Genomic DNA, 17084 nt, shown 5'->3' with positions numbered 1-17084 from the left:
TCAAAGCCTCTTTTTCGTTACAATAAAAGACAGGGCCGTGAAAAGAACGGCATAGGCGGCAAGGACCGAGCAGTTCCGCGTGATAATGAACCAGTTCGTGCCGGCGAGGAAGAGCGATTTCAGCAGTTCCATATAGTACGTTGCCGGCACTAGGTGGCCGATGACATTAATCGCGAAAGGCACATTGTGGAGATCGAATATGAAACCGCTGAGCATGACCGTTGGCAGCATACTGACAGTAAGGGCAATTTGGCAGGCGAGAAATTGGTTTTTCAGGACTGAAGAAATTGTAAGTCCCATGCCGAGAGATACAAAAATAAATTCCATTGAAGCGAAGATGATGATCCACAGCGGGCCGTGCATCGGCACATGATAGAGAAAACGAGATGCAAAGATGCAGAGCATAAAGCCGGAAAAAGAAATGCAGAAATACGGAATCATCTTGGCCAGCACGATCTCAAGCGGACGGACAGGTGTAATGAACAGGGACTCCAGTGTGCCTCGTTCCCATTCTCGCGACATGACCAGGGTAGTGAGAAAGACCCCTACCAATGTCTGGACGATGACGATCAGCCCCGGGATAAAGAACCACGTACTCGTGTTCGCGTCGTTGAACCATTGGCGGCTGATAATATTGATCGAGCCGCGCGGCGTGAGTTCCGGCAGATAGGTGCCGCTGTGTTCGGCCGACCATTGGGCAATGCCGCTTTCCAAATAACCGCCGGCTGTTCGTGCCGTAGTGGCGTCGACGCCGTAAGTGATAATTTGGACACTGCCCGTTCCTTTAGCAAGACTTTCCGTAAAATCGGAAGGAATGATGAGGATCGCTTCTGCTTTTCGATGATCCAGCAACGCTTCGCCTTCATGCAGTGATGTAACATAATAAGGCGAAAAGTAGTCCGATCCGTCGAGAAAGCTGACCATATCCTGCGCTGTCGGCGACGTGTCTTCCAGAACGACGGCAACGGGAATGTTCTTGACGTCAAAGGACATACCGAAACCGATGAGGAGGATCATCATGATCGGGACGATAATGCCGATAATCAGACTGCTGCGGTCGCGGAACATTTGGAGAAATTCTTTTTTGATGAGTGCCTTCATGCGGCGTGAAAAGTTCGTCATGGTTGCTCCGCCTCTTTTCGGGACTGTTCTACAATGGCAATGAAGGCTTCGTTCATCGTGGCGTTTTGACCGATACTGCCGCGAATCTCCTGCGGTGTTCCCAAGGCGAGAATAGTGCCGTGGTCTTGAATCATCATGCGGTCACAATATTCGGCTTCTTCCATGAAGTGGGTCGTGACGATAATCGTTGTGCCCGTATCGGCAAGGGACGTGATGCGCCGCCAAAAGGTGCGTCGCGCCAAGGGATCGATGCCGCTTGTCGGTTCATCCAGAAAAAGAAGCGGCGGCTTATGGAGCAAGGCGGCGGCCATGGAAAGACGCTGTTTGAAGCCTCCCGGAAGAATGCCGGCAGGTGTGAGAAAATAGTCTGTAAGCTCAAATTGCTCGGTCACTTCGGCAATGCGCTGTACCGCTTCTTTACGGCGCAGGCCGTAAATGCCGCTGTAAAATTCGAGATTTTCTTTTACCGACAGTGTCGGGTAGAGGGAAAACTTTTGGGCAACGTAGCCGACATTCGCTCTGGCGGCAGCGCGTGCTGTACGCAGATCCGTGCCGGCGACGGAAAGCGTTCCGCTCGTGGCCGGCAGCAGACCGCAGAGCATGCGGAAAGTCGTCGATTTACCGGCGCCGTTGGGTCCGAGAAGACCGAATATCTCGCCGCGACGGACTTGAAAAGAAGAATCGGAAACGGCTGTAAAATCACCGAACTTGCGAACTAAATGGCGGACCTCAATGACGATTTCCGGTGGCAGTTCATAAGAGTCTTTGTAGGAAACAGGAAAAGCCGCCGTACTTTCTTTCGTTTGTGCCGCTTGCCGGAGGAGCATCATAAAGCTGTCTTCCAGACGTGATGAAATGGGTGCGGCCGTCAGTTGCGGATATTTCTTTAAAAGCGCAAGCTGCGGCAGTTGGTCTTGCCGATATAGGCTAAAGCGGACTGTAGATCCGTCGGGCACGGCATCTATGACCCGCTCCTTATCATCGAGCAGCGCTGCTTGAACAATGCGGGACGGAACTTGCGGCGGCGGAGTTACGTTGAAAACTAAGCCTGCCGATAAGGCGCTGATTTCAACAGGCGTGCCTTCACGAAGAATGGAACCTTCGTACAAAATGATGAGATGGCTGCATCTTTCCGCTTCGTCCATATAGGTCGTACTGACTAAAATGGACAATCCTTCTTCGCGCTGTAAGGTTTGCAGGATTTCCCAAAGCTCCCGCCGCGACAACGGATCGACGCCGACTGTCGGTTCATCGAGAATGAGCAAATCCGGCGAACGGACTAAGGTACAGGCAAGGCCCAGTTTTTGTTTCATGCCGCCGGAGAGCTTGCCGGCAAGGCGGTCGGTAAAGGCTGTCAGACCAGTCATGTGTAGCAGTTTTGCGAAACGCTTCTGCCGATCTTCCTGCAATACGCCGTGCAGGTCGGCGTATAATGTGAGGTTTTCGGCGACGCTCAGATCTTCGTACAGGCCAAAACGCTGCGGCATGTAACTCAAGCGGTCTTGTACAGCTTGGGGATCGCTGAGGACATCGGTTTCTAAGACGGAAAGCGAACCTGCAGTAGGCGCAAGCAGACCGCAGATAAGACGCAGCAGTGTAGTCTTGCCGGCTCCGTCGGGGCCGATGATGGCGGTGATCTGTCCGGCCGGAACAGTGAGCGAAATGTCTTTCAGCGCTTCTATCGTTTTTTTTGCAGGGGCATCGTAAAATTCTTTGCGTATATGGTTTGCAGTGAAAGCAATAGCAGTCGTCATGACGTATATCCCTTCTTCACTCAGGACCTTGTTCAAAAGGTAATCGTAGCCGGCATCCCCATGCGCAGTATATTGTCCTCATCGGTTACATAAATACGGACCTCATAAAGAAGAGCACTGCGCAAATCTTCCGTTTGTACCGTTTTCGGCGTAAATTCCGCAGTGTTGGAAATATATCCCACTTGGCCGATGATTTTTCTGTCAGGAAAGCTGTCAATGTGGATGAAGGCCTGTTTACCTTCATACAATTCACCGAGGCGATTTTCCGAAACATAGGCTCTGATCCATTTTGCCGAATCCGGAGAAAGCGTAAATACCGGTTTTTGCGGCGTTGCCATATCCCCGGTTTCGAGAAGGCGGGAACGAATGACGCCGTCTTGCGGAGCCGTAAGGGTGGTTTGGCTTAAGTTGTACTTTTGCAGCTTCAATTGCTCCTGCAGCTGTTGCAGCTGCGCTTCGGCAGCGGCAATATCTTCCGAACGAGGACCGATTGCTGTCAAGTCCTGGGCAGCCTGCGCGTTTTGCAGATTAGCCATGGCAGCTTTATACCTTGCTTCACCGTTATCAAGCTCTTGTTTGCTGACGGCATCTTGGTTATACAGCGTGAGCAGTCTGGTATATGCTGCTGCCGCATTGTCGGCATCAGCCTGCGCTGATGCCGTAGAGGCTTGTGCACCGGCCAATTCCTGCGGCCGGGAACCGTTATGTAATTTGTTCACGACAGCCTCTTGTTGTGCTATTTGCGCTTCCATGGCGGCAATCTGCAATTCCAACGGCTGTGTGGCGAGCTTTGCCAAGACATCGCCTTTTTTGACGCGGTCGCCTTCGTCGACATACATCTCTTCAATTCGTTCGCTGCTGTTGAAAGCCAGCGATACCTGACGGATATCGACATTGCCATACAGTACGAGTGCCGTGTCATCCTTCTGAGCAGCAGTATAGGCGTAATAGCCAAAGGCTGCCAGCAGTACGATGGCGAGAAGAAGCAGCGTTTTTTTATGCGCGAGCAGTTTCTCTTTCATGACATGATCCTTCTTCCTTTTGTGTGAATATAGGTGACGCCTCTTTCTTTGATTGTATTGTATCAAAATCAAATTTGAATTACAATTATATACGCCGTGTTTTTTTTGCAAAAAAAAGAAACGATCCCTTTCGCGGAAATCGTTTCATAGGCTGGCTATTTTTTTCGGATCTGCGGCAATATTCTCGGCGTGCCTTTTTCTACGACAGCGCTGCCGTTAGTTGCGTCGGATAACTTTTGCAAGAATGAATCTGTCGTGTCTGACGGAAGGAACAGCGCAAAGGAGACGGAGTCGGTGAAGCTGCGGTCGGTTATGACGGCGCTGCAATCCGTTGCGAGACGTTCGATCGAGTCAACGGAGGAATAGGTTGTCTTTACAGTCAGCACGTCGCAGAGAATATGGTCGGCAATATTGGCTGCTTCAACGACGAGCGCGGCACTGTGCCCATAGGCGCGGATAAGACCGCCTGTACCCAGCTTGGTGCCGCCGAAGTAACGCGTCACGATGATCAGGGCATTGGTCAGGCTGTGCGCCTTCAAGACTTCGAGGATCGGTTTTCCTGCCGTTCCCGACGGTTCACCGTCATCGCTTGCTTTCTGCAACTCCGCCCTGGCGCCGAGGCAGTAAGCATAGCAGTTGTGGCTGGCGTCCCAATAGTTCTTTCGAGCCGACTGTAAGCGAGCGGCAATCTCTTCTTCCGAAACGACTTCATAAAGAACCGCGATAAAGCGGGACTTCTTGATCACATATTCGCATTCCGCCATACCGGACGGTGTCGTAAAAAGAGGAAGAATCGCCATGATGAGTCGCTCCTTCAGCATCGCCTATGCAAAAATCCATCGCTGCAGCGATGGATTTGATAGACCGTATGGTGGGAATAAGTGGATTCGAACCACTGACCTTCACGATGTCAACGTGACGCTCTAACCAACTGAGCTATACCCCCAAGAGACTTTATCAGTATACATGAAGATGAATCCGGTGTCAAGATAAAAGTCCTATGGCAAACTCTTTTCATTAAAAATGGCGCGGCTGGGGATCTGTGCGCTAAAGATGCCGACAGTCATCAGTACGGCGCCCATAACTTCATTGAATGACATCAGTTCATTGATCAGGATGAAGCCGGCAATGGCGCTGAAAATCATTTCGAAACTGCATAACAGCGAGGCTTCCGTTGGCGGCACTTTTTCTTGTCCGATGATCTGCAATGTGAAGCCGACGCCGCTGGAGAAGAGACCACAGTAGAGGATAGGTACCATGGCGCCGCTGATCATGGAGAACGTCAATGTTTCTCCGGCGAAGGGCATGGCCAGGAGATTGAAGATACTGCAGCCGATGAATTGGCCGAACGCCAAGGTCAGACCTGAATAATACCGAACGAAGCAGCCTACGGCCAAAATATGAAGGGTCCAGAAAATGACGCCGAGCAGTACGAGCGCATCTCCTTGATTAATCGCCTCACCGGCGCCGTGAAAAGCAAGGAGATAAAGTCCGGCAAAAGCCAGTACGCAGCCGATAACATGAGAAATGCGCAGCGCATTTCCCAAAAGGAGACCGAAGAGCGGGACAAAAACGATGTACAATGCCGTAATAAAACCGGCTTTGCCGGCAGTCGTATAAAACAGGCCGACCTGCTGCAGCGCCGCGCCGGAGAAGAGAATAAAGCCGAGAATGGCCGCCGCGCCGACTACCGGTATCCGGCAGCTTCCGGCAGGCGCCGTGTTCTGTCCCTTGCTGAAGGCCCGCCAGACCAGGGGGAGAATGGCGATGGCGCCGATGAGAAAACGGATGCCGTTGAAGGCGAAGGGGCCGATGGCGCCGGTGCTTACCCGTTGAGCGACGAAGGCCGTTCCCCAGAAGAAGGCGGCCGTTATGAGCATGAATCTGTATTTCAGCAATTTAGGTATCTTCCTTTCGTCATGTGAAGTTACTTATTATTGTATCATGCGTTGTAAAGCGCCCGGAGAATCGGTTCTTCCGTGGGAATGGATTTGCCTGCCCGGAGCTGTTGCGTTATAATAAATACAATACGTATTTGGAGGCGACCGCGTTGTATACGAAAGCATTATTGACCGATCTATATCAATTGACCATGATGCAGGGGCTTTTTTTTGAAGGAAAGCACAGACAAACCTGTACCTTTGACAGATATTACAGAACGAATCCATTTCACGGCGGCTACACCGTCATAGCGGGGTTGGAGCATCTGATCGACTATGTGCAGCACATTCGGTTTACAGAAGATGATTTGGCTTATCTGCGAAGGACCGGCATTTTTGCGGATACATTTTTAGCCTATTTGAAGGGCTTGACTTTTACCGGCGATATTTACGCCATGCCTGAGGGAACCGTAGCGTTTCCGCAGGAAGTGCTGTTGCGCATAGAAACGAAAAAAGATGAAGCCATGTTGCTGGAAACGTGCATGTCCATGATCATGAATCACGAGAGCCTGATTGCGACGAAAGCCCGCCGCGTACGGACTGTGGCCGGCAGCGATAATTTGATGGAATTCGGCCTGCGCCGTGCGCAAGGCAAGGCTGCCGGCGTCTATGGCGCCCGGTCCGCCATGATCGGCGGTTTTAACGGCACGAGCAATGTTCTTGCCGGCGCCCTTTTCGACATTCCCATTCTCGGAACGATGGCGCACAGCTGGATCATGACTTTTCCGAGCGAATTGGAAGCTTTCAGAGTCTATGCGAAATATTATCCGAATAACTTAATCCTTTTGGCCGATACATATAATACATTAAAGCAGGGCGTTCCCGATGCCATTACCGTTTTCAGCGAAATGAGAGCAGCTGGGACGTTGCCGCAAATGTACGGTATCCGCCTGGACAGCGGAGATTTGGCGTATCTTTCCAAAGAGGCACGGAAAATGTTTGAAGCTGCGGGATTCAATGATGTCGTCATTGCCGCGTCCAATGATTTGGATGAAAATTTGATCAGTGTATTAAAGAGCCAGGGCTGTGAAATCAACTCCTGGGGCGTCGGCACGCATTTGATTACCGCCGAAGACAGCCCGTCTTTGGGCGGTGTTTTCAAACTGGTCGGCCAAGATGAAGACGGCGAGTTTGTGCCGAAAATCAAGATGAGCGACAACGCCGAAAAGATTTCCAATCCCGGCCGCAAGAATGTGCTGCGCATTTATGACAAGGCGAGCCGTAAGATGAAGGCGGATATTATCATCCTTGAAGGCGAAACAATTGATGCCGAAGAGGATCTGCAGCTGACCAGTCATAAAACACCGTGGCGTTCCCGCATTCTCGCCGGCGGTACATACGACGTGCGGAAAATGTTGCAGCCTGTTTTTCAAAAGGGAAAGCTTGTTTATGAAAAGCCGTCGCTTAAAGAAATCATGGCCTATGCGGAGAGCGAGATCAATACGCTTTGGCCCGAATATCTGCGCCTTGTCAATCCCGAAGAAATGTGGGTACAGAGAAGCGCCGAATTGTCGGCTTTGCGGGAACGCGTTCTGCAGGCCGAATCGTCACATTTCCTGTGATCAGAGACGAAAAGGAAGCGCCGTTGCGGCGCTTCCTTTTTTATACCAAAATCGGCTTTTCAACGTATTCGCTGCCGCCTTGGCGGGTATCTTTGCGGCAGAAGAAAAAATGCTGCATATCGGCAGCCAACAGGTCGTATGTCAGTTGTTCGCGTGCCGTTTCCGTCAAAGCCGCCCGCTTCGACAAATCGGTCAACAGCGGCAGCCCGGCAATCGCCTTGGCTTCCTTTAAAAAGCGCCTGCCCCGTTCGCCGGCGCCCAGAATGCGGGCATATTGCGGCCCTGTGCGGAGAAAGGCGTTCATCGTCTCCTGGTGCAGGCCGAGTACGATATAAGCGCTCATGCGGCAAAGGCGGCTGTACGAATAGCGTTTCGTCTTTATTGCGGCCAGTGCCGTCTGCCAATCGGCAGTACGATTCATAGCCGTTTTCCAACGATTTTCCAATCCTTCCGCGAAGGCTGTCAGCGATTTCAGTTCTGCAAGAGAGCGCCGGCGGCTTTCATATAAAACGGCATCGTGATAACGGGCATAGTCCGTGTAAGTGCCGTTTTTGACTGCATCGCACAGAGAAGGCAGTACTGCCGTCGGGATATAGCGGCTGTATTCGGCGGTGGCGATACCGTTGCCGATGGCTTTGCGCAATGCCGTTGCGCCGACGAAGTCACCGTCCTGCAGTGCAGCCGTATGCCGGCCGCAGCGGGGCACGGTCAGCAGTGAAAGCGTCGGAGCGTAGGTGCGGCTGGCCTTGGCGTATTCCCAGGCCAGCAGGTTGTTCGGCAAGGTCAGCGCTGCTGCGAAATCCGGATTTTGCCGATACAATTTTTCCGTAAGGCGCGTGCCATATGTCGCGTTTTTGCGGTCACATCCGGGAGCCGATACGGCATCATCCCGATTGACAGCGGCCGTAATCGCAGCTGCCGATAACGTTTCCGTGCCGCAGGCGATTGCTTGACAGCCCAACGCTGCCGCGAGTCGGACGGCTGCTGCCGCAAAGTAAGGGGCGCTGTTCAAGACGCAGGCCGCCGGCAGTTCAATGACGCAATCGGCGCCGCCCTGTAATGCCCAAAAGGCACGCAGGCGCTTGTCAAACAACGCCGGCTCGCCGCGTTGTACGAAAGAGCCGCTCATGATGACGACGATAGCTTTTTGGTCGCCTGCCCGTTGGCGCAACGTGCGGAGTAAATACGCGTGGCCCGTATGAAAGGGATTGAATTCTGCCGTGACGGCAATGCTGTCCATAGGTGATATGTCTCCTTTTTTTTCATTATATCATACCTGAGACGGGCAATCACGGATCGGCTCCGTCAAGGGCGTGAAAAATTTGCGGGAATATGTCGGCAAACGAATTGTTTTATGCTATAATGAATAAAGTCTGTTAAAAGAAAGCATGTAAGGGTGAGCAGAATGAAGTTTTTCAAAATCTTGGCACTGTCGGCGGTGACGGCAATTTCCGTGGTCCTGTCCGGCTGCGGTACGGCAACTGTAGATGAAGAGTACAGTTTCGGTTATACGCAGATGAAATCGGCCGAATCGGAAATTTTTCTCTTGACGCCGTTTCAGCTGGGGCGCGTAAAGAGTCAGATTCCCAGCGGCTTTATGTACATCGGCAGTGACAATCACATCAATATCATCGCTACGGCGGAACCGGCAGCAACGACGCCTCCCCAAGCGGCAGCAGAACATGCGGCGGCCATGCTGAAACAGACGCCGGATATTACGGATCTGCAAACGAAGACCTCGGCGACGACGGTAAGCGGCAGAAACGCTGTTGTCATTGACAGCACTTATGACGAACCGGTAGACGGCAAAAAAATGGCGCTCGTCGTGCGAAGTGTCTTCTTTGAAGATAAAGGCCAGACGTGGAACGTCATGTACATGTATCCCAAAGGCGATGCCATCGGGGAGGAAGTGACGGAACGTATTTTTGGCCAGTTACAATAATTCAAACAGACGAAAGAGGGTAAATTGCATGATCGTATTGGTTGTAAACTGCGGTAGCTCGTCCTTGAAATACCAGTTGGTAAACATGGACAACGAAGAAGTCATGGCAAAAGGATTGGTGGAAAAGATCGGCCTGTCCGATTCGCAGCTGACCCACAAATGGAACGGACAGAAGAAGGAAATTCGGCAGTCTATTCCTGATCACCATGTAGCCGTTAAACTTGTTCTCGATATTCTTACAGACGGCGAATGCGGCGTTATCAAATCGATGGACAGCATTGACGCCGTAGGCCATCGTGTCGTTCACGGCGGCGAAGAATTCGCCTGCTCCACCTTGATCAATGACGATGTCATGAAAGCCCTGGAAAGATGTTCGGCCATGGCGCCTCTTCATAACCCGCCGAATATCATCGGTATCAACGCCTGCAAAGCCATTATGCCGCAGGTGCCGCAAGTTGCGGTTTTTGATACGGCGTTCCACCAGACGATGCCGCCCAAGGCTTATATGTACGGTCTGCCCTATGAATTATATACAGAAGACGGTATTCGCCGTTACGGATTCCACGGCACGAGCCATCGTTACGTCGCCGGCCAGATCGCCAAGGTTATGGGCAAAGCGGTGGAAGAACTGCGTATTATCAACTGTCATCTCGGCAACGGGTCTTCTCTGGCCGCCATTCAGAACGGCAAATGTGTGGATACGACCATGGGTTTTACGCCGCTTGCAGGTGTTTTGATGGGTACGCGCTGCGGTGATATTGATCCGGCTATCGTTTTGCATGTTATGGAAAAGAAGGGGCTTTCTACGCAGGCAATGGATACGCTGATGAATAAAAAGTCGGGCGTACTCGGCATTTCCGGCGTATCCAGCGATTTCCGCGACCTAGGCGACGCTGCTGAAAAAGGCAACGAACGAGCTAAATTGGCTCTCGACATGTTCCATTATCAAGTCCGCAAGTTAATCGGATCCTTGGCGGCCGCCATGGGCGGTGTCGACGTCATTACCTTTACGGCAGGTGTCGGTGAAAACGGTATCGAAGACCGTGCCGCCATTTGCGAAGGGCTGGAATATTTAGGTGCCAAACTTGACGCCAAGCGCAATGATGTCCGCGGCAAGGACGCGCTGATCAGCACCGATGATTCGACGGTAAAGCTGTATGTTATTCCGACTAATGAAGAAATCATGATTGCCAGAGATACGAAGGAACTGGTGTCAAAATAGTTTTTTTCCTCTACAGGAGCCGTTTTTGCAAACGGCTCCTGTTTCTTTTGCCGCCGCAACTGGACGATATGAGGTAAATGCTATAAAATACTTATTGTAATGAAGACGATCGGCGGCTAATGGGAGGAAAGACAGTGCACATACTTTATTGGGATATAGACGGAACTATTTTAAATACAGGTCGAGCGGGGCTTTATGCGATTGAAGACGTTTACCGCGAACTTTGCGGCGATGCGGCAAAAATACCGGAAATTTCCGCCGGCGGCCGCACGGACAATTATATTTGCCAGCAATTGCTTTATAAGGGGACAGGCGTTATGCCAACTGACGCGGAAGTAAGCAGTTTCTGCCGGCGCTACGAACGACAGCTTCTTAAATGGTTGAAGAAGAAACGGCAAGACGGAACCGTTTTTGCCAATGTTCGCGATATTTTGGATTTCTTTGTTCAACGAGAGGATTTTAAACTTCTCTTGCTGACGGGAAACAGCGCTTACGGCGCTAAGTTGAAGTTGGAAGTCTTCGGCCTGGATCATTATTTTGATTTTGATCATTCCGGCTTTGCCTGCCAGTATTATTATCGCAATGAGTTGGCGCAGAATGCCTGTGCTATCGCCAAAAGAACATGGGGCAATGCTGTTGAGACGATGTTTGTGATCGGCGATACGCCGTATGACATTGAATGCGGCAAGGCGATCGGGGCCAAGACGATTTCCGTCGCTACCGGCCATTACGGTTATGACGAGTTACGTTCGTTCCAGCCTTGGAAGCAGCTTCGGACGCTGCCTTCGGCGGCGGAATTTTTGCGGCTTTTGTCTGTGGAATAAGGTTTTTGGAGGATGAAAACTGCACAGCCACGGCCTTTTCTGGCAAAAACGAGAGAATGATGATATAATAAAAAAAGTTCTTGAAGGATTGTTTTTCGGCGGTTCTTGAGAAGAAAAATACGGGAAGGTATCTATAAGCGTGAATGTATTTTTAAAGGATGAACGAAAAATTCTTTCGATCGTTGTCCCTGTGTATAATGAACAATTAAATATAGAGAAATTCTATGAAGAAGTTACGCAGGTTTTGGGAACCGTCGATATGGCTTACGAAATCATTTTTGTCGATGACGGTTCAAATGACACGACACCGTTGGTGCTGAGTCGCCTGACGCAGCAAGATGAGCACGTACGGGCCTTTATTCTGGCCCGTAATTTCGGGCATCAGCTGGCTCTCACGTGCGGCATGGATCATGCTCGAGGCGATGCCGTTATCACTATGGACGGAGACTTACAGCATCCGCCGGCGATGATTCCCGATTTATTGCAAAAATGGCGTGAAGGTTATGATGTTGTACAAACCGTTCGATTGGCGACGGACGATGCCGGTTTCGTCAAACAGTTGACTTCATCAGCATATTACAAGGTTTTAAATGCCTTATCGCCGGTACATATTACACCGGGAGGATCTGATTTCCGTCTCATGGACAGAAAGGTACTGACGACTTTTCGGCGTTTTCGTGAACATGGCCGGTTTATTCGCGGCATTGTCGGCGACATCGGATATAAGACGGCGACTATCGATTTTATAGCGCCGAAGCGTTTTGCCGGGACTTCAAAATTTTCGATGAAGAAAATGCTCCGTTTCGCCTTGGACGGCATTACGTCATACTCTAACCTGCCGTTGCGCATATCCTTTTACGCCGGCTTGCTTAGCGGCTTATTCAGTATTGTCATCATCATGCATGCCCTTTATTGCAAAATCACGGGCCAGGCGACTCCGGGGTGGACGACGACGATCGTCGTCGTCTGTCTCATGGGCGGGTTCCAATTGATTTTCATGGGAATTATCGGCGAATATATAGGCCGGATATTTGAAGAAGTAAAAGATCGACCCCTTTATTGGCTTCGTGCTGAACTTGGCAAGAGACAAAAGGACGGCGAGTAAGACTGAAGCAGGGAAAGAAGCGATCTATGACAGATAACGTGCAAAAAATGGAAGGGAGACGGGAGAACAGTATGTGGCAAAACGTTTCTAAAGTGGCGTTCGTTGCGGCACTGCTGCTGATAACGACTGTTCCTGTCGGGGCTTACGGTGTCGGTGACCGCGGCAGTCAGGTCGCATCAATACAGAAGCAGCTTCGAAAATTCGGCTATGCCGTCAGCGCCGACGGTATTTACGGCCGAGAGACGAGCAAAGCCGTAGAGCATTTTCAGGCCGATAAAGGGCTTGCGATCAGCGGGACCGTTGATGAGGCGACGTATAGGAAGCTGTTGGGAAAAGCAATGCCGAAAGAAAAGGCAAGGAAAGACAGAAAGACTAGCCGGAAAACTGACAGCCTGCCGTATTCTGGCGGCGGAGACCGCGCCGATTATTTAAGAACGAAGAAATATGCGGGCAATGATGTAATCGGCAGGAAAATTGTTTCATCAGCTTATCGGTATCTCGGCGTACCGTACGTATTCGGCGGTAATACACCGTCGGGATTTGATTGTTCGGGTTTTACAAGATACGTATTTTCACATAACGGCATTACACTGCCGCGCATGGCTGACGAGCAATATCTTGTGGGAGCCTCCGTCAGGCGTCGCGACTTAGTGCCGGGTGATCTGGTGTTTTTTTCCACCTATGCGTCCGGCGTCTCTCATTCCGGAATCTATGTCGGTGACGATAATTTTATCAGTGCCACGTCGAGCGGCGGCATTCGTGTTGACAGCTTGAACAGCGATTATTGGTCCAGTCGTTATGTCGGCGCGAAACGCGTGCGTTAACGGGCAATTCGAAGGTCGGCAGCAAATAAACAAAGCGGTTCGTTTGCTGCCGGCTTCGTTTTTTACGGGGAAACAGTTGCGATAAGGCTGATAATGAGTGTATAATTTGGCAATAAATAAAGGAATAAATTGAGATTTTAAAGGAGTGTTACTGATGAAGTACATGACGGGAAACGAAATACGGAAAGCATACCTGGAATTTTTTAAAAGCAAACAGCATCTGGTTCTTCATAGTTTTTCTCTGGTTCCCGAAAATGATCCCAGTTTGCTCCTCATTGGCGCCGGCATGGCTCCGCTTAAACCGTACTTTACGGGAAAGCTCGTACCGCCGTCCTACAGAGTGGCGACGAGCCAGAAATGTATCCGCACCGGGGATATTGATAATGTCGGCAGAACGGCACGGCATCATACGTTTTTTGAAATGCTCGGCAATTTTTCTTTCGGAAATTACTTCAAGAAAGAAGCCATCGCCTGGGCCTGGGAATTCTTGACGAAGGTTTTGGAACTGGATGAATCCAGGTTATATGTGACTATTTATCCCGATGACGATGAGGCTTACGGTTATTGGCACGACATGATCGGGCTGAGTGACGAACGCATTTTTAAGCTTGATGACAATTTTTGGGAAATAGGGGAAGGGCCTTGCGGTCCGGACAGTGAAATATTCTACGATCTCGGTCCCGAACGCGGCTGCGGTCAGCCGTCCTGCACGGTCGGTTGTGACTGCGATCGTTATCTGGAAATCTGGAATCTCGTGTTTACGCAGTTTAACCGTAATAAAGACGGAGAATATATTCCTCTTGAAAAGAAAAACATCGATACTGGTGCCGGATTGGAGCGACTGGCTTCCGTCATTCAGCAGAAAGAATCGAATTTTGAAACGGATCTGATCTTTCCGATTATTGAAGCGGTTCGTGACCTTTGCCGGGGAAATTATGAGGATCCGGAACAAAAAGTGGCGATGAAGGTCATTGCTGATCATATTCGGGCTGTGACGATGCTGATCAGCGACGGGGTTTTGCCGTCTAATGAAGGACGCGGCTACGTGTTGCGCCGCGTATTGCGCCGTGCCGTTCGGTTCGGCAGATTGTTGGGAATCGAAGCGCCTTTCCTCAGTTTGCTGGTTGATACCGTAGTCGCAATGTTTGGTGAAGCGTATCCGGAACTGGCGGAACGGAAAGAACTGATCAAAAAGATAATTGATACGGAAGAACGCCAGTTTGGCGCTACCTTGGCACAGGGGCTGGAATTACTCAACGGAATGATCGAAGCAAGAGGCGAAAGCACCGTCCTGGACGGCGCACAGGTCTTCCGACTTTATGACACCTATGGGTTCCCTGTGGAATTGACGCAGGAAATTGCGGCGGAAAAGGGCCTATCCATAGATGACGCCGGTTTCGAAGCGGCGATGCGGGAGCAACAGGAACGAGCCCGTGCCGCCCGAGCGGATGTGGCCGCCAAAGTCATTACGCCGGATACGACGGATTTGGACCGGAGTTGCCTTGTACAGGATCCGTCGGCTAAGGATGGGACCATTGTCCTGCTCGGTAAAAACGGTGCGGCAATCGAAGCGGCCGGAGACGGTGAAGAAGTAACGATCATCCTTGACAGGACGCCGTTCCATGCCGAAGGCGGCGGTCAGATCGGCGATACGGGACTGCTCGTCAACGATACCTGTAAGGCAGCGGTAACAAATACGAAGAGTTTGCCCAACGGGTTAGTTTATCTTATTGCCACTGTGCAGGAAGGTGTGCTGCACAAGGGCGATACGGTGCAGCTGGTTGTTGATAAGGAACGTAATCTGGCGTTAGCGCGCAACCATACGGCTACGCATTTGCTCCAAGCGGCACTGCGCAAGGTTTTGGGCAATCACGTCAATCAGGCCGGTTCTCTGGTGACACCTGAGCGGCTTCGCTTCGATTTTACGCATTTTTCGTCCATGTCGGCCGATGAAATAGCCGATGTCGAGGCTGAAGTGAATAAAGAAATATTAAAGGCGATCAGAGTGGAAATTGAAGAAATGCCGATTGATGCCGCCAAAGAAAAGGGGGCCATGGCGCTTTTCGGTGAGAAATACGGCGACATCGTTCGCGTCGTGACTGTTCCCGGATTCAGCTGTGAATTATGCGGTGGAAGCCATGTCGATAACACGGCTGTGATCGGGTCTTTCCGTATTCTGACCGAAGCCGGGATCGGTACCGGCGTGCGCCGCATTGAGGCTGTGACCGGTGCCGGCGCATTGGCAAAGGCAAAGGCCGATGCGGCTGTATTGACGGAATTGGCGGCGCAGCTGAAGACGAAGGAAGGCGAATTGACGGTTCGGGTGACACACCTTCTGCAACAACTTCGCGACAGCGAAAAAGAATTGCAGCAGCTGAAAAAAGAACGGTCGCTTTCAGCGCTGGACGCGATCCTTGCCTCGCAGGAAGAGATGGGCGGAATTTCCTGTATTGCCGCGGCAGTTTCCGTTGATTCCATGGACGGCCTGCGCGACTTGGCCGATACCGTTTTGGATAGAGCCGGCGGCGTTGTTCTTTTGGGGGCCGTTATCGGCGATAAAGTGAATTTTGTCTGCAAGGTGGAAAAGGCCAGGACAAAGGACGGTATTCATGCCGGTAAGATCATTAAGGAAGCGGCCCAGGCTGCCGGAGGTAACGGCGGCGGCCGTCCCGATATGGCGCAGGCCGGCGGCAAAGAGCCGGAAAAGTTGGATGCGGCTTTGACGGCAGGCAAGGCGGCGTTGCAGTCGATGATTGCTAAAGGATAAAATAGTACTTGATTTTCCATAAAAGGACGTGAGCATATGGCAGTAAATGACGAAACGATGGTCGTGCGGACGAAGGATGAAGAGCGCAGTGTAGCAGCGATGATTTTGGAAGATGTTTACAAAGCATTGGAAGAAAAAGGCTATAATCCGATCAATCAGATTGTCGGCTATTTGATTTCCGGCGATCCGACATATATTACGAGTCACCATAATGCAAGAAGTAATATTCGGCGCATTGAACGGGATGAATTAATTGAAGAACTGCTGCAGTCCTACGTGAAGCAGCGTAAACTTTAAACGATGCGTATTTTGGCATTGGATATCGGTTCGAAGACGATCGGCGTGGCCTGTAGCGACGCTTTGCTGATTACGGCCCAGGCTGTAGAAACGATTCGTCGTCAATCAAAGAAAAAAGATTTGGCACGATTGGCGGAATTAGTCAAAGAGAAGGAGATTCATCGTATCGTCGTCGGCAAACCGCGTCACATGAATGGGGATCATAGCGAAAATATTGACAAGATAGAGCATTTTGTTGCAGAATTAAAAGAGGCGATACCCAATATGGAGGTCGTCTATTGGGATGAACGCCTGACTACGGTCATGGCGCAGCGGCAGCTGAAGGCGGCGAAGGTGCGCCGGGAAAACCGCAAAAAGGTGGTTGACGCCATAGCGGCCGTATTTATACTGCAGAATTATTTAGATGCCCAAGGAGGTCTGTGATGTCTGAAGAAATGTTGGAAGAAGTACAGGTCGTTACTGTTACCGGTGAAAACGGCGAAGAAGAATACTATGAAGAAGACGTGAGAATCGAACATGACGGCAAACAATTTTGTGTGCTTATTCCCATTCCCGACGAAGAGGAGGACGAGATTGACGGCGACGCCATTATTGCCCGTCTTGACGAGGAAGACGGTGAAGTCATTTACGTGGCGCCTACGGATGAAGAATTCGAGGCTGTTTCCAAAAAGTACGACCAAATTATTGAAAATATGTAATTGAG

16 protein-coding genes and 1 tRNA gene are annotated in these 17084 nt (G+C 50.9%); 10 read left to right on the top strand and 7 right to left on the bottom strand.

From position 1 onward, the window contains the following. The 6 genes from C0977_RS01475 to C0977_RS01450 form a co-directional block, all read right to left on the bottom strand. Complete coding sequence (locus C0977_RS01475) at positions 1-1122, bottom strand: ABC transporter permease (protein WP_101912164.1); 1122 nt, start codon at positions 1120-1122, stop codon at positions 1-3. Continuing rightward, positions 1119-2876, bottom strand: a complete 1758-nt coding sequence (locus C0977_RS01470; protein ID WP_101912163.1) for an ATP-binding cassette domain-containing protein — start codon at positions 2874-2876, stop codon at positions 1119-1121. Before C0977_RS01470 ends, C0977_RS01475 begins: the two co-directional genes overlap by 4 nt. A 32-nt stretch (positions 2877-2908) precedes the next feature. After that, complete coding sequence (locus tag C0977_RS01465; protein ID WP_101912162.1) at positions 2909-3898, bottom strand: efflux RND transporter periplasmic adaptor subunit; 990 nt, start codon at positions 3896-3898, stop codon at positions 2909-2911. Positions 3899-4053: 155 nt separating this feature from the next. Beyond that, entirely contained in the window at positions 4054-4698 is a 645-nt protein-coding gene (locus C0977_RS01460; RefSeq protein WP_101912161.1) for a YigZ family protein, read from the bottom strand. Between the two features lie 69 nt (positions 4699-4767). Next, positions 4768-4844, bottom strand: a tRNA-Val gene (locus C0977_RS01455). 52 nt (positions 4845-4896) lie between these two features. Then, positions 4897-5796, bottom strand: a complete 900-nt coding sequence (locus C0977_RS01450) for a DMT family transporter (protein WP_234987531.1) — start codon at positions 5794-5796, stop codon at positions 4897-4899. A 152-nt stretch (positions 5797-5948) separates the two neighbouring features. On the opposite strand from C0977_RS01450, the gene C0977_RS01445 reads away from it, so the two are divergent. After that, on the top strand, positions 5949-7400 hold the full coding sequence (locus C0977_RS01445) for a nicotinate phosphoribosyltransferase (protein ID WP_101912160.1): 1452 nt from the start codon (positions 5949-5951) through the stop codon (positions 7398-7400). Positions 7401-7440: 40 nt separating this feature from the next. On the opposite strand, the gene C0977_RS01440 is transcribed toward C0977_RS01445, so the two are convergent. Then, positions 7441-8640, bottom strand: coding sequence for a nucleotidyltransferase family protein (locus tag C0977_RS01440; RefSeq protein ID WP_101912159.1), 1200 nt, complete (start codon positions 8638-8640; stop codon positions 7441-7443). A gap of 165 nt (positions 8641-8805) precedes the next feature. Here C0977_RS01440 and C0977_RS01435 point away from each other — a divergent pair, with 165 nt between their 5' ends. The 9 genes from C0977_RS01435 to C0977_RS01395 all read left to right on the top strand — a co-directional run bounded on the left by C0977_RS01435 (position 8806) and on the right by C0977_RS01395 (position 17079). Beyond that, the gene (locus tag C0977_RS01435; protein WP_101912158.1) at positions 8806-9342 is read left to right on the top strand and encodes a hypothetical protein; all 537 of its coding nucleotides are present in this window, start codon (positions 8806-8808) and stop codon (positions 9340-9342) included. Between the two features lie 28 nt (positions 9343-9370). Further along, a complete protein-coding gene (locus tag C0977_RS01430) occupies positions 9371-10564 on the top strand; it encodes an acetate/propionate family kinase (RefSeq protein ID WP_023054353.1) in 1194 nt (397 codons plus the stop codon). A 134-nt stretch (positions 10565-10698) separates the two neighbouring features. After that, positions 10699-11388, top strand: a complete 690-nt coding sequence (locus C0977_RS01425; protein WP_101912157.1) for an HAD family hydrolase — start codon at positions 10699-10701, stop codon at positions 11386-11388. Positions 11389-11527: 139 nt separating this feature from the next. Further along, the gene (locus C0977_RS01420) at positions 11528-12493 is read left to right on the top strand and encodes a glycosyltransferase family 2 protein (RefSeq protein WP_101912156.1); all 966 of its coding nucleotides are present in this window, start codon (positions 11528-11530) and stop codon (positions 12491-12493) included. Between the two features lie 26 nt (positions 12494-12519). Next, on the top strand, positions 12520-13317 hold the full coding sequence (locus C0977_RS01415; protein WP_306306234.1) for a C40 family peptidase: 798 nt from the start codon (positions 12520-12522) through the stop codon (positions 13315-13317). Positions 13318-13480: 163 nt separating this feature from the next. Continuing rightward, positions 13481-16084 (top strand): alanine--tRNA ligase, encoded by a 2604-nt coding sequence (alaS, locus tag C0977_RS01410; protein WP_196806867.1) that lies wholly within the window; start codon positions 13481-13483, stop codon positions 16082-16084. Positions 16085-16120: 36 nt separating this feature from the next. Then, positions 16121-16381 carry an IreB family regulatory phosphoprotein gene (locus tag C0977_RS01405; RefSeq protein ID WP_023054302.1) on the top strand — a complete coding sequence of 87 codons (261 nt, stop codon included), beginning with the start codon at positions 16121-16123 and terminating at the stop codon, positions 16379-16381. 3 nt (positions 16382-16384) lie between these two features. Further along, positions 16385-16804, top strand: coding sequence for a Holliday junction resolvase RuvX (gene ruvX, locus C0977_RS01400; protein WP_023054289.1), 420 nt, complete (start codon positions 16385-16387; stop codon positions 16802-16804). Next, positions 16804-17079 (top strand): DUF1292 domain-containing protein, encoded by a 276-nt coding sequence (locus C0977_RS01395; RefSeq protein ID WP_023054382.1) that lies wholly within the window; start codon positions 16804-16806, stop codon positions 17077-17079. The genes ruvX and C0977_RS01395 overlap by 1 nt, the downstream gene beginning before the upstream one ends. Positions 17080-17084: the final 5 nt, after the last annotated feature.

Origin of the sequence: Megasphaera vaginalis (ex Bordigoni et al. 2020) (assembly GCF_900240295.1) — a bacterium.
GTDB classification, from domain to species: Bacteria; Bacillota; Negativicutes; order Veillonellales; family Megasphaeraceae; genus Megasphaera; species Megasphaera vaginalis.
Note: the sequence above shows the minus strand (reverse complement) of the source record. Positions and strands in the feature narration are given on the sequence as shown.

What these genes read in the sequence shown, in the direction of transcription:
- C0977_RS01415 (WP_306306234.1), top strand. Translation starts at nt 12,520, where the DNA reads ATGACAGATAACGTGCAAAAAATGGAAGGGAGACGGGAGAACAGTATG.
- C0977_RS01465 (WP_101912162.1), bottom strand. Translation starts at nt 3,898, where the DNA reads ATGAAAGAGAAACTGCTCGCGCATAAAAAAACGCTGCTTCTTCTCGCC.
- alaS (WP_196806867.1), top strand. Translation starts at nt 13,481, where the DNA reads ATGACGGGAAACGAAATACGGAAAGCATACCTGGAATTTTTTAAAAGC.
- C0977_RS01440 (WP_101912159.1), bottom strand. Translation starts at nt 8,640, where the DNA reads ATGGACAGCATTGCCGTCACGGCAGAATTCAATCCCTTTCATACGGGC.
- C0977_RS01395 (WP_023054382.1), top strand. Translation starts at nt 16,804, where the DNA reads ATGTCTGAAGAAATGTTGGAAGAAGTACAGGTCGTTACTGTTACCGGT.
- C0977_RS01405 (WP_023054302.1), top strand. Translation starts at nt 16,121, where the DNA reads ATGGCAGTAAATGACGAAACGATGGTCGTGCGGACGAAGGATGAAGAG.
- C0977_RS01430 (WP_023054353.1), top strand. Translation starts at nt 9,371, where the DNA reads ATGATCGTATTGGTTGTAAACTGCGGTAGCTCGTCCTTGAAATACCAG.
- ruvX (WP_023054289.1), top strand. Translation starts at nt 16,385, where the DNA reads ATGCGTATTTTGGCATTGGATATCGGTTCGAAGACGATCGGCGTGGCC.
- C0977_RS01460 (WP_101912161.1), bottom strand. Translation starts at nt 4,698, where the DNA reads ATGGCGATTCTTCCTCTTTTTACGACACCGTCCGGTATGGCGGAATGC.
- C0977_RS01435 (WP_101912158.1), top strand. Translation starts at nt 8,806, where the DNA reads ATGAAGTTTTTCAAAATCTTGGCACTGTCGGCGGTGACGGCAATTTCC.
- C0977_RS01475 (WP_101912164.1), bottom strand. Translation starts at nt 1,122, where the DNA reads ATGACGAACTTTTCACGCCGCATGAAGGCACTCATCAAAAAAGAATTT.
- C0977_RS01470 (WP_101912163.1), bottom strand. Translation starts at nt 2,876, where the DNA reads ATGACGACTGCTATTGCTTTCACTGCAAACCATATACGCAAAGAATTT.